Raw genomic sequence first — 12919 nt, 5'->3', positions numbered from 1 at the left:
TATATATATCGCGACAGGAAACTCTAATTATCTGCGGTAATTATCGGACAGCCTGTTTAGGTTGGGGTGGCCGCACGCAGTTTGATTTTTGCCATGAATGAAGATACAGATGGGATTCAAAGCTTATAAATAGGACTCAAAATTAAGTTGCCACGACACTAGAGCCAGTAGAAAGCGAGTAAGAAAAAGTTGAGTGATATAAATAGAAATTAAATTGTAAATTATCTTAATCGACAGAAATACTCAATAATAGTAAACATCAGGCAATACCAATTATCAAGATCTCTTATCAAATTCATCAAACTTACAATATATATCATTCAAGATCTTTGCCAAATTACATCAATAAAATTCTCCGAACCCTGAGAATTTTGGTTCATTAGCTATTGATTTAAATCATACTTTTCATACAGATAAATTCATTTTGTAAATCGTCACTTTATCACAAATGCTACCTGCTTCTTCTTTAGTAATTCCATACTTTTCGGCAACTTTCTGCATCAATAAATCTTCGTCTGGAGCTGCTGTTGGATCATTCAAATCGACATTTATCCATGCATCATCGTAGCATTTCTCGTAATAATCATAGATTTCATACTCTCTTTCTGTAGGGATATCTGAAGCATCTATATTTCCAACTTTATCCTTAATATCAAACACATACTGATAAGAAGATCGATCATTACCAGATGCAATTTCTGGAGTCATAGAGCCCCAATCACCATTTGGACACCATTCAACTTTGCCTAAAGTGAAAGCATCATCTACATCCTCTTTTCTATCATAGGCAAAAACAACAACTTCATCAATATCATTGTTTTCAGATGTTTTATCCATTACCACTCGAATTAATGTAGATTTTAGTTCTTCTTTTGAAATATCAGGAGAAATTACAACTCTGTAATCTATTCTCATGTTAAGTGGCACGGACTCAAGTTCCTCTGATGTGTATGCAGATAAAGGCTTAGTTAAAGCTTTTATGCTTATATCGTTCTCTTGTATAACATCGTAATTCCTCACCAATGAACTATCATAATCATGTGTTGGTGTTGATTCAGTGGTTGGTGTTTCTGTCGGTGTTGGACTAGGATCTACATATGGGGTAAAAGTCCAGTCTATTGTTTTTGGATCTGAATTCGTTATGGATACTGTCAATGTTTTGGGATTATATCCCGAGAGATATAAGTCTACAATATGATTCCCTTCATCCACAGACAAACCTTTTACAGGAGAGAAACCCTGTGGAACTCCATCGACTGTAACAGTAGCACCTGCTGGACTTGTTACTATATCCACTGTTCCTTTATTGTCAGGTGTTTCTGATGATGCCGGCATTGCTATTGTGGTAGTACCATTAGCAGATGTAAGAGGTGCAGCTACTGCATCAGTACTATTATTGATTGCTGTAGTTGAATCCACATCAGGTAATGAGTTGGAAGCTACAATCACTAAAAAGAATACTACAAAAAATCTTACGGTGCCGGACATTGAAATATTTAATTTTTTTTCCAATAGATATGCTGTTGGTGGAAGCGCTACAATACCTGCCAAAAGAAAAAGTAATCCGGCAATAATATGAAACTCAACAATTGCACTAAAGAACATAATTAAAAAGAGAACTCCAAAAACCCAACGGATACCAATGTTTCGGATTCTCTTATTTTCTGTTTTTATTTTTCCCACTAGCTCACCTCAGATTAATAGCTATTCATTTAATATCCGATTATGAAACTGACATGCCATAGTTAGAAAATATTTAAATAAGTTCTCATTTTAAAGACGCTTATGAATCCATATAGACAAAATAGAATACACAGAAACAAGTAGTAATTTACAAAGAAGATTCTAATATACTTGAAATATAATAATTATCTTCTTTTGTTCTACTATCACCCTAAACTTTCTTATCTACGGCATGATTGCAGATCGAGATATTTTAATAAGTTAGAATCAGCGGAATGAGAATAATCTCATCAAATTTAATAATTGTGGTTTAATAAATGAATATTTATCTTTCAACCCACTTTCCGCAGATGTCTTCAAAAAAAATAACCGTTTTCCTGGCATCGTTTTTGAAGAATTATTCGAAAATCTGCAGTTATTATCTCAACTGAAATTTCTGGAAATAGCTGCTGGAAGTTTTCAATGAAGACAAAAGGCGAGAATTTTGGAAAATTTCAAAAATACGTGTTTGAGTAACGAGGACGGTTTTCAGATAAAAACGATAGCATGAAAACTGGTGAAAATTGAAAGGACATCTGCGGAAAGTGGGTTTCAGGGATTAAACACAATAACTTTGAAACCACGATTTTCATCAACCGAATTTTGACAGCTTACGATCACCCACCAACTGAAGACTTGACATAACTGCACACATGTTTAAAATTTTTTGAAGGATTCCCTCAAAAGATTCGCCAAAAAATTTTCAAACTCCCTGTTCCAGAGGTTTGTTCAAAGATCCTGTTTTCAGAATTGTGTTGAGGTAGAGTCTTGCCCAGACAAAGGTTATTCCGGCTCCGATTCCGTTCCCTACGACAATTCCCCACCAGGCACCTACCTGGCCCATATCCAGATTGAAGGCGAAAAAGGCTGCAAAGATCGGGGTAAATACTATGGTTCTCAGGAGGTTTGCGGTAAGCGCGCTCATGCCTTTTCCTGCACCCTGGAAGAAAGATGTCGAGAGCATTCCGAGAGAAACTGACGGGTAGAAGATACAGATCACACGCAGGAAGTGGGTGAGGTCTGGTGCTATATGGGTGGCTTCTGCTGTCTGCGTGAAAATTGCTGCAATCTGCGGGGCAAAAATAAAAGTAAATACAGCAACCACACTTTCTATGAGGAGGCCCAGTTTTATTGCATAGGTATGGGCAATTTCTGCTTTTTCAAAGTCCTTTGCTCCGAAAGCGGCTCCTGAAACCGAAACTACAGCTGTTGCAATCCCTATAAGGGGGGCAATTGCAATTGTTGCAATCCGCCAGCCAGTGGAGTAGACAGCAACTCCGTCGGTATTGCTTACGTTTACAATAATAAGGTTGAGTACAAGCATGGATAATGACATAGAAAGCTGCTGGGCGGAGGCGGGGATTGTAATCCTGAAGATGTCATTTACAATATTTCTTTCAAAGCTGAAGTCTTTAAAATCGAAGGAAACGAAAGTATCCTTCCTGAAAAAGAGCCAGTTCAGCATCATAATCGAAGAGACTGCAAGAGACAGCAGGGTCGCCCAGGCAGCGCCCGCAATTCCCATTTTAAAGGTGTATATGAAAATAGGGTCAAGGATAATATTCAGGACTGCGCCAAAGATCATTGCCTGCATTGCGCGCTTTGAATCCCCTTCGGCTCTCAGGATGGAGTTAGCTACATTCGTGAAAAAAACTACTAAGCTCCCGAGGAATATCACCCTTGCGTAAGCTACTGCAAGATCGGTTGTTTTTCCTGCTCCTGCCAGAGTGAAGATCTGGGGGGCAAAAACATAGAAGGGTATGGTAAATATCAGAACTAGAAGCAGCATCATTATAATCGTATGTACGGCTACGTTGTCTGCCCCTGCTTTATCCCGTGCTCCAATCTTTCGGGAGATGGCTGCTCCTCCCCCTATACCCAGCCCGTTGGATAAAGCCATGCTTATGAAAAAGAAAGGAAATACGAAGCCCATTGCAGCAAGCGCATCCGCTCCAAGCCCTGAAACCCAGAAAGTATCTACCAGCTGGTAAATGGTCTGGACGGACATCGCAACAATCATCGGGACCGCAAGTTTGATTATGGCTTTTTTTGGGTCTCCTTCAAGGATCTTTACGCCGCGTGTTTCCGGACTTTTTTCAGGATTGACGGAATTTGAATTTACAACTGCTCTGGTTTTCATTTAGTGATCTTCCTTTTAATACGTCTTTTTCCCTTTTCCTCTTTTTTCAGGAATGAATCTTTTTCAGGAATGTAATCCTTTTCAGGAGCTCAGGGAACTCAGACCAAACATTAAATGAACCTGTTTTTTATCCCGTAACCTGCAGAATTAAGTTCCTTCAATGTTTCATTCAGGGAGAAAAGAAATTCGTTTCTAAGCCTTTCGGTCAGCTGCTCCGGACCAATGCACCTGAAATATGCTGGAGGTCCTTCGATGACTTCCACATACTTCTTTTTTGACATTCTCTCCAGCGTAGCATAAATCTTTGGCCTGGGAACGTGCGTAAATTCATGGATTTCCCTTGCTGTCGCCTCGCCCATGCTGAGGAGTCCCAAATAGATCTTCGCCTCGTTTTCTGTGAATCCGAGTTTCTTGAGTTTGCCTATGAGCTCCGTGTACATTGCAGATCTCAGTATCCAGTATCGTTTCCCAGGGCCCGGGGCTTTTCCCTTTCAGGTACTTCCATCCAGTTTCTTCAGTGTGCCAAGCATTGTCTTCAGGCTTTCCTGGTAGGCTGCAATATCTTCTTCAGCAAGCCTGTTAAGGACCTCAGATACACTTTTTTCAAGTTCCTCTGTGAACCAGTCCCTGTAGGCCTTTCCTTTTTCCGTAAGTGAAACCAGGGTCTTTCTCCGGTCCCCGGGGTCTCCCTTCCTGAAGACAAGCTCTTCTCTTTCCAGAGCATCGATCATGCTGGTCAGGCTCCCTTTCTGAAGGTCCAGGCATTTTCCAAGAGTCGTAGGCATTATCTCACCTACTGAACCTATAATCAGGATAGCCTTATTCTGATTCTTGTTAAGACTGTATGGGCTATTTCCTGCCTGGTGAAAAGTTTTGGCAAAATTTTTATGGAAGAGATGGATCATCTCAAACTGAAGTTTTACCGTCTCTTTTATTATTTCTTCTTTCATTGGTTATCACAGTGAGGCGCTTTTTTCCAGTCCTGATCCGGATGATAAAGCCAGGGATAGTCGCCAGGGATCTGTTTGTGAGGCGTTTTTGATCCAGAAGATCTGTTTTGCGAGGCGTGCTTGATTCAATCTTCTGACTGGTTTCTGGCGGGTGTTTTCCCGATCTTATCGGGTTTGACTTTTTTGTTGGGTTTACCGAAGCTTATCGGGTTTGACTGGGTTTTAATTTCTATCTTATCATCCGAATCATGACTGTATTAAATCTTACTATTTACTTTTCGTACTGTTCGATTTCAAACTAAATACTAAATAGGTTTTATTTATATTTTATGATCTGATAATCGAAGATATCCGCAAGTATAAGGCATCCTGGTGTAATCAACATTTTTTCCCGGGTTTTGTAGCATGGATCATACGTCTCAGGTAGATCTGAGCCCACACAAAAGTGATCAAAGACCCGATAACTGTACCCGCAACCAGCCCCCACCACACACCAAGCAGCCCCCAGCCGAATTCATAGGCAAAGAGCAGGGCAAAGAGGGGAGTCATTATAAGGCTCCGGAGAAGAGTTGCAATAAGGGCGCTTGTGCCTTTTCCTGCCCCCTGGAAAAGAGATGCAGAGAGTATTCCGAAGGCAAACGCCGGATAGAATACGGTCATAATTTTCAGGAGCCTTGTTAGTTCAGGGGCGATACGTGCGGCAGTTTCGGCCTGGGTAAAAATAGCTGCAATCTGCGGGGCAAATGCGAATACAGCAATGCCTATGGCGGTTTCTACCAGAAAGCCTATTTCTGTTGCATAAATAAGGGCTTGCCGGGCTTTTTTAAAGTTAAGTTCTCCGAAGGCAGCCCCGCTAATCGAGACCACGGAGATTGAAATTCCAATTAAAGGAGCAACCGCAATGCTTGCGACTCTCCAACCTGTGGCGTAGATTGCAACCCCATCGGTGCTGCTGACATTGACAATTATAAGGTTCATGAGGAGAGCGGTCATCGCCAGGGCGACCTGCTCTACTGATGAAGGAATGCCCACCCTGAAGATGTCCCGGACAATGGCTCTGTCGAATTTGAAGGAATGGAACCTGAAAGTCACATAGGTGTCCTTTTTGACAAAAAACCAGTAGAACATCAGCAGACCCGAGCTAGCAAAAGAAATCACAGTCGCAAGAGCAGCCCCTGCAACCCCAAGCCCCAGGGTATAGATAAAAACAGGGTCAAGCACTATGTTCAGGCCGGACCCCAGGATCATGGACTGCATGGCTCGCTTTGAGTCCCCTTCGCTCCTGAGAATGGAGTTTGCAACGTTCGTAAAAAAGAACACAAAACTGCCTGCAAAGATAACCCGGGCATATGAAACCCCTAATCCGGTTGTATCTCCGGCTCCACTGTACACAAAGAGGTCTTTTACAAAGGCAAGGGCGAGCACGGTAAGGGCAACTGTGAGGATGAACATTATCACGAAGGTATGCACTGCAACGTTATCCACGCCTGCCTTGTCCCTTGCACCTATCCGCCGGGAAACCGCAGCTCCTCCCCCAACTCCAAGCCCGCTTGTAAGCGCCATCTGAATAACGAAAAAAGGAAAAGCAAACCCCACCGCAGCAAGGGCATCTGCACCAAGACCTGCAACCCAGAAAGTATCGGTCAGGCTGTAGATGGTCTGTACGGACATTGCAACTATAATAGGAATTGAGAGCTTGACCACGGCTTTTTTAGGGTCTCCGAGGAGGACATCCACCCCTTCCGTAACTTTTTGAGTTGGGAGGACTTCTGTTTTTTCCTTCTCATCCCTGCTTTCCTTTGCCTCTTTCTCTCCGGTGTTCCCTTTTTCTTCTACCGTTTCCCTGCTCATTTTTCCCGCCGTTTTTGGACTCACACATTTTTCATAAAACCTCAACAGGAAGCCCCTGAGTCTTTAGCTCAGGGGTAGTTGACTCTATCACATATTTTTTATCCTATTCTTCTTTGATCTCTCTGCCTTTAACATTTTCTTATTTGCGGTGAAAAGTTTTTTATTTACTTCCCAGATGCAGGGATAAATTTATAACCTGAGGACAAAATTTTGTGGATCAGAAGAATTAAAATCAATTAATTGGCTTGATAACTGTTTAATATCGATTTCTCGGGATAATGGGTCAAGATCTTTATATATGAAAAAGTAATTTTCAGCATCATGCATTATTATAAAATAATATTTACTTTAGATTAATTTAATAAAAAGCTGAAAATCAAAAGATAGAGACGAATTTTAAATGAAAACGGGAAATTGGCGAGTTAAAAATTCTGCAAATTCAATTCCTTTTCACTCTTTTTGGGCAAAGTAAAATCATGATTTGTTGTCACAGGATTCAGGTACCTGTAACTTTTCATCCTAAATAATACTTTTTGCCTAAAATTCCCGGAACAAATAGGAGATAGATTATGTTTTCAAAACCCGATTTCAGGGGAATAGTAAACTCTATGGGTCTTGTCTTTGGAGATATCGGGACAAGTCCCATCTATACCCTTACAGTTATATTCCTTCTCACAAGACCTACGGAAATTCACGTAATAGGAGTTTTATCTTTAATCATCTGGACACTTATTATACTGGTGACTATGGAATATGCCTGGCTTGCTATGAGCCTGGGAAAAAAAGGAGAAGGAGGCACTATAGTCTTAAAAGAGATCCTTCTTCCCCTGCTGAAATCAAGTAGAAATGTTTCTTTAATTACGATATTGGCCTATATTGGGACTTCGTTCCTTCTCGGAGACGGAGTAATTACGCCTGCAATAAGCATACTGAGTGCTGTCGAAGGGATACGCATTATTTCCGGATTTGAAAATACAGGACAGGGAACTCTTATGTTAATTGCCAGCTTGATTGCAATAGGCCTTTTTTCCTTCCAGAATAAAGGATCTGAAAAAATTGCATGGGCATTTGGACCAATAATGGTTGTCTGGTTTTTAGCTCTTGCAGTTTCAGGCATTGCCTCAATATTTTATACCCCGGCTGTATTAAAGGCTATAAATCCGTATTATGCTATTGACTTTCTCTCACATAACGGGCTTGTAGGCTTCTTTGTATTATCTGAAGTTACTCTTTGTTGTACCGGTGGAGAGGCATTATATGCCGATATGGGCCATCTTGGGAGAGAGCCTATCTTAAAAGCCTGGAAGTTGATATTTTTCGCATTGGTTTTTAATTATCTTGGGCAGGGAGCATTCCTTATTAGAAATCCTGATTCTAAAAATGTTTTATTTGAGATGATCAATCATCAGGCACATATTATATTTATTCCATTCCTTATCCTGAGCATCATAGCTACGATTATTGCCTCTCAGGCTATGATTAGCGGTGTGTTCTCAATAGTTTATCAGGGAATAACGACCCGAATAATGCCAATGTTAAAAATAGATTATACATCCGGGGAATTAAAGTCACAGATATATATAAGTGCGATAAATTGGATGCTCCTTATTTCCGTATTATGCATGATATTTGTGTTTAAAGAATCGAGCAAACTTGCGGCTGCATATGGACTGGCAGTTACCGGGACCATGACGATTACGGGTATGTTGATGACTTCGATATTTTATCACAAAAAACAGACGTCAAAGGTTATTATTTCGCTATTTATAACATTCATCGACATAGTATTCCTCCTCTCAAATACCTATAAAATACCGCATGGAGGTTACTGGTCCGTTATTATAGCAGCTGTTGTCTTTGCTCTTATAGTTATATACACTTCCGGGCAAAAAAGGCTTTATGAACTGATGAAGCCCGCTAAATTTGAGGATTTCCTTGGAAAATATAATAAGGTATATACCACCGAAAATAAAATCAGTGGAACTGCCCTTTTCTTTTCACGAGACATAAACAGAATCCCTCAATACATTTCCCACGTAATGTTCAGGAATAACATTATTTATGAAAATAACATTTTTATTTCAATTATTAAGTCAGACAGTCCATTTGGAGTCGAGAGCTCGTTCACAAAAGAATTGGCAAAAGGATTGAGGTTATTTGAAATAAAGATGGGTTACATGGAAATTATTGATGTGGAACAAATTCTGAAAGACAATGGAGTTACTGAAAAAACAATTTTTTACGGAATCGAAGACATATTTACCAGTAATTTAATATGGAGAACCTTTTCCGTAATAAAGAAACTATCCCCCTCGTTTGTCCAGTTCTACAGGCTTCCTGCTGATGAGCTTCATGGAGTTATGACAAGGTTTGAAATGTGAACCTAAGAAGGTAGCTTAAGAAGACAGCTAAGAAGACAGCTTAAGAAGACAGCTTAAGAAGACAGCTTAAGAAGACAGCTAAGAAGACAGCTTAATAATATTGCTTAAGAAGATAGCTTAAGAAGGTGGCTTCACTGAAGCCCCTTAATTATTGGATTTGAGCATAATCAGGATATACAGGCCGGAAAGGAATTTCATGGTCTGAATTCTTTTTATGCCATTTTTTACGTGGTTTAAATATTCATTATTCACTCCGGTTCTGTATTTTTCGTTTTCTCTTTTATAGGCTTTGAGATCTGGTTCTCAACTACAATTCTTAGTTTTTACCCTTATATACTCCTTCAAATCTGCCCTCAAATACCTGTCAATCTCCTCCCACTTGTTGTTCCTTGTTTCAGTAAAGAGGAATGCAAAAACCGGATACTGCCTGTAATCAAGCTTCCGCAGTTCCAGGGGCTTTTCAAAGCGAGAAACAAAACCTTCGTAATCAAACGCTTCAATATCTTCTGTTTTAAGTTCATCCGGCTTTTTGGCAATCAAAAGGCAGTATGTACTGTTATCTTTCCCCCTCTCCTGAGCTTCATCCTTATCCTTCAGGATCTCCTTCCAGTCCGGCTCCAGCCCCTCTAAAAAATATCTGTGGACATTGATTCCGTAAGCATAATCCGCGATATCGGCAGTGCACCACCCCGCAAACCTGATCGGGTTCACCTCTATAGGTATTAACCTGTTGTTTTTGTCCACCCGCAGCTCGATATGCAGCGGGAAATCCCGCAGTCCGGGTCCCTGCCGCCCCGCATCCGGCAACCCAGAACCTTGCACCTCATAATCCCACAGCTTTGCAGCTTCATTTATTTGCTGTAGAAGTTTCAGGGCTGCTTCCAGATAGGTCTCAATGATCTTTTTTGAAGTCACATAGACCTTGTCTTCAACATCATTTTCCGCCGGAAACAGGTGCTTCAGGATATTCAGGACCACCGGCTTTCCCTCGCCGTTGTAGTAAGCATCCACAGCCAGCTCCGGCCCTTCGATGCAATCTTCAAGCACAAATTTCCCTGAACTGAACACCTGAGCCGGGAACAACCCTTTGATTGCTTCCATTTCCTGCTTTAAGGCTGGCAGGATCGTTTCCCATTCTTCCCCGGTACTGACCTTATAAACTCCTGCACTGAAGAACCCGACTGCCGGTTTGATTATGAAAGGCTTTTTAACGGCTCCGATATCCAGTTCGTCCAGGTTTTCAAATTTTACTCCCTGATAAGAAAAGTCAGGATAGATGTGCTCAATCAGCTGCCTGAACCTGAACTTATCCTTAAAGAGCCCTATTTTTTCAGGGATGCCGGTGAATCCGAGGTTGTTTGCTATCCAGACGAGGGAGATTTCAGAATTGCTGTATAGTTTGCAGGTTTTCTGGCTTTTGAGGAGTTCTATGAATTCAGTGTCTTCAAGAAGTTTTACGTCTTTGTTGAAACCCAGGCGTTCAGAGGTTTTGTTTTTCAGGACAGGTAATTTCATCTCTGTGATGATGTCCTTCAGAATTTGAGAAACGTATGGCTCTTCAAGTATGATCAACTATCCCACCCCTCTTATATGAATTCTCAGTTATCCTACTTCCCTTTTATGAATTTTGTTTTTCAGCTTATATTGGTCCGGCAGTTTTGCCTGAAACACCAGGTTTTATTTGCTGATTCGGAAGAATCTCAGTTTTTTATATTCTTTCATATTGTAATACAAAAATGCAATTTCGTATGAATAAGTATTTATCTTTATAATGCCTCTATTATTTGTTACTATTATTCTCAAATATTTTATTACAAATTAACTTGATAATATGGGGAAAACGGGGTCAATTGTGAGGGGTGGCTTTATGAAGCAGGGAACAGGAGCAAAAAAGGCTTCACAAAAGGAAAAAGTCGATTTGCACGTACATAGTATACGGGGAAAATTGTCATCTGCAGCTTCACCGTTCCCCTATCTTGTCCCGGCATTTGCTCCTGTTTCGTTTCCTGCTTCCGAGTACCTGTTTTTTTCTCCCGGGCTTCTCCAGCTTGATCTGAACATTTACCGGGAGCCCATGATAAAAATGCTTATTAAAGAACAAAGTGAGGACCTTTACCGGCTGATAAAAAAGGTGCACTTTGATGGAAAATACTACCGGGTAAAAAGTGTGCATTCCGGAGGATGGGAACACTGCTGGGAACTGGCGGTCAGGATACAGTTTTTCGGAAAGCTGCAGGGGTTAGCCTTCGAGCCGAAGAGGGTCGTTTCCGGAAAAGATAAGAAAATAATCTACAGGTCCCTCATTCTGGTAAATCCTCATGAACTGTGGGACGAGGAGCTGGTCGAAAGGTTATGGAACCTTCAGGAGAGAATCGAGTTTCTGATTGCAAAAATCCTCTTTCACGAATGCATCCATGTCCTCATCTTCCTCGGAAAAACTCTGCCTTCAGGTTTCGGGCAGACGGATATTTTCCTTGAATTCAGGGAGATTCTTGAGTTTGCAAACTCGAAAAAACTGTGCCCCGAAAGTTGTGGTGTCAAGTCCCACCTTCAGAATCTGGCTGACCTTTCCCCGGACTTTCCTGAAAGCTCCGGAGAAAAGCTGGATAAGGTCCCTGAACTCTATGAGTTCCTGATCCACGAAAAATACAGCATCAAAAAAACCGATCAGGCTTTCGGCCTTTCCTGGAGCAACAGGAAAGTTTCCCGCAACTACGCGAAGATGGCAGCTTTGAAGATGGGCTCCTGCCCGGGGTCCAGTAAAAAGGATTGGGAAAAGGAAGTCTTCAGACTGCACAGGGATTTGAAAGAGCTGTATGACAGGATTGATGACAAGCAGGGCTCTGCGGAGGGCTGTTAAAAAATTCCTTGAGATACTTGAATCACAAAAAACTGGTTAATATAAGAGCAAGAGCTGAAAACCCCGGGAAATTAAGGCTGTCAGGACATTTTGTCATTCTTCATAGATACTTACATTTTTTCTCCATTTTCCAATAACATTTTCAGGTTCTCCCCTTCTTCTTTCATGTGCCCCCTGATATCTTCAACCCTCTTCCCCGCAAACTTTGAAAGTAACCCTCCAAACCGAAATGAAAGTGCAGCAGTAAAAACACTTCCACCATTTGAAGGCTTTATGGAAAACGAGCCGCCGGAACAAATAAGAGACTCCGGAAACAGCACCTTATACTCGATCAATTCATTCCGTACACAGTTGGTAATCTCAAAGCTTAATTTTTCCAGTTTGCCCCCGAGGTATTCCTCGGCATAAAGCACAGAGCCTTTTTCAAAATTCTGTCCTTTAACCCACTTAGCAAGTACGTGGTCTTTGTGCCAGGCTCTGTAGTTTTCCGTAAAATGAGCAAACCATTCAAAAACAGCTTCAGGTGATCTGTTTATTACTACGGAATCTTTCAGTGTTGCCATGGTTTGAGTCCCAATTCTCTCTTTGCTTATATTGGTGGCTAAAATACATGTTTTTATCTCTAAATTTGCTGCCTCGAACCCGGGCATGGTTTTCTCCGGGAGATATGACTCTGTTTTTACCTGGATTGGAAGGTTAAGCGTGTAGTCTTCTGCATTCTCAATATCTTCCCCGAAATAGTAAACGACTCTGCCTTGAACATTGAAGTTCCATAAATCACTGGGATAAGGAAGTTTTTTAGGAGCAATAAGGGCTAATCCCCGCCATTTCAATGGTGGGATACAACCCGTCAACTTCGACATAGTAACATTTATTTAAGTAAAATTGCCTAATTCAGTATTATGCCTAAAGTAAATCGTTATAGAATCTATCCAACAAAATCACAAGTTACAAAGCTGAATTCTACTTTGGAACTGTGTAGATGGGTATATAATGAAACTTTGGCATTAAGAAA

At 41.0% G+C, this 12919-nt stretch carries 10 protein-coding genes; 3 read left to right on the top strand and 7 right to left on the bottom strand.

Annotated elements, in window-relative coordinates:
* Positions 1–405: 405 nt before the first annotated feature.
* The 5 genes from EO93_RS04340 to EO93_RS04320 form a co-directional block, all read right to left on the bottom strand.
* A complete protein-coding gene (locus EO93_RS04340; RefSeq protein ID WP_048161238.1) occupies positions 406–1683 on the bottom strand; it encodes a PEGA domain-containing protein in 1278 nt (425 codons plus the stop codon).
* 742 nt (positions 1684–2425) lie between these two features.
* Positions 2426–3862: an MATE family efflux transporter gene (locus tag EO93_RS04335; RefSeq protein ID WP_048161237.1), complete on the bottom strand. Its 1437-nt coding sequence runs from the start codon at positions 3860–3862 to the stop codon at positions 2426–2428.
* A 110-nt stretch (positions 3863–3972) separates the two neighbouring features.
* Positions 3973–4302: a TrmB family transcriptional regulator gene (locus EO93_RS04330; RefSeq protein WP_048161236.1), complete on the bottom strand. Its 330-nt coding sequence runs from the start codon at positions 4300–4302 to the stop codon at positions 3973–3975.
* 51 nt (positions 4303–4353) lie between these two features.
* Positions 4354–4812, bottom strand: coding sequence for a MarR family winged helix-turn-helix transcriptional regulator (locus tag EO93_RS04325; RefSeq protein WP_048161235.1), 459 nt, complete (start codon positions 4810–4812; stop codon positions 4354–4356).
* Between the two features lie 378 nt (positions 4813–5190).
* Positions 5191–6663 (bottom strand): MATE family efflux transporter, encoded by a 1473-nt coding sequence (locus EO93_RS04320; RefSeq protein WP_048161239.1) that lies wholly within the window; start codon positions 6661–6663, stop codon positions 5191–5193.
* 569 nt (positions 6664–7232) lie between these two features.
* Here EO93_RS04320 and EO93_RS04315 point away from each other — a divergent pair.
* Positions 7233–9044 carry a KUP/HAK/KT family potassium transporter gene (locus tag EO93_RS04315; protein WP_048136354.1) on the top strand — a complete coding sequence of 604 codons (1812 nt, stop codon included), beginning with the start codon at positions 7233–7235 and terminating at the stop codon, positions 9042–9044.
* Between the two features lie 303 nt (positions 9045–9347).
* Here the strand turns inward: EO93_RS04315 and EO93_RS04310 are convergent, their stop codons facing one another.
* Positions 9348–10616, bottom strand: coding sequence for an ATP-grasp domain-containing protein (locus EO93_RS04310; RefSeq protein WP_048161234.1), 1269 nt, complete (start codon positions 10614–10616; stop codon positions 9348–9350).
* A gap of 295 nt (positions 10617–10911) precedes the next feature.
* Between EO93_RS04310 and EO93_RS04305 the strand changes: the two genes are divergently transcribed.
* A complete protein-coding gene (locus EO93_RS04305; RefSeq protein ID WP_048161233.1) occupies positions 10912–11904 on the top strand; it encodes a hypothetical protein in 993 nt (330 codons plus the stop codon).
* Positions 11905–12014: 110 nt separating this feature from the next.
* Here EO93_RS04305 and EO93_RS04300 read toward each other — a convergent pair whose 3' ends face one another.
* A complete protein-coding gene (locus EO93_RS04300; protein WP_082107556.1) occupies positions 12015–12767 on the bottom strand; it encodes an SRPBCC family protein in 753 nt (250 codons plus the stop codon).
* 39 nt (positions 12768–12806) lie between these two features.
* Here EO93_RS04300 and EO93_RS18395 point away from each other — a divergent pair.
* A partial coding sequence (locus tag EO93_RS18395; protein ID WP_156161230.1) for a helix-turn-helix domain-containing protein occupies positions 12807–12919 on the top strand: 113 nt, incomplete at its 3' end.

Origin of the sequence: Methanosarcina sp. 1.H.A.2.2 (assembly GCF_000979975.1) — an archaeon.
Taxonomy (GTDB): Archaea; Halobacteriota; Methanosarcinia; order Methanosarcinales; family Methanosarcinaceae; genus Methanosarcina.
The sequence above is the reverse complement of the archived record's forward strand: the minus strand, read 5'-3'. Positions and strand labels throughout refer to the sequence as shown.

Excerpts from the sequence above, each read along its gene's own strand:
- EO93_RS04325 (WP_048161235.1), bottom strand. The coding sequence starts at position 4,812 with ATGAAAGAAGAAATAATAAAAGAGACGGTAAAACTTCAGTTTGAGATG.
- EO93_RS04300 (WP_082107556.1), bottom strand. The coding sequence starts at position 12,767 with ATGTCGAAGTTGACGGGTTGTATCCCACCATTGAAATGGCGGGGATTA.
- EO93_RS04330 (WP_048161236.1), bottom strand. The coding sequence starts at position 4,302 with ATGTACACGGAGCTCATAGGCAAACTCAAGAAACTCGGATTCACAGAA.
- EO93_RS04335 (WP_048161237.1), bottom strand. The coding sequence starts at position 3,862 with ATGAAAACCAGAGCAGTTGTAAATTCAAATTCCGTCAATCCTGAAAAA.
- EO93_RS04320 (WP_048161239.1), bottom strand. The coding sequence starts at position 6,663 with ATGAGCAGGGAAACGGTAGAAGAAAAAGGGAACACCGGAGAGAAAGAG.
- EO93_RS04315 (WP_048136354.1), top strand. The coding sequence starts at position 7,233 with ATGTTTTCAAAACCCGATTTCAGGGGAATAGTAAACTCTATGGGTCTT.
- EO93_RS04305 (WP_048161233.1), top strand. The coding sequence starts at position 10,912 with ATGAAGCAGGGAACAGGAGCAAAAAAGGCTTCACAAAAGGAAAAAGTC.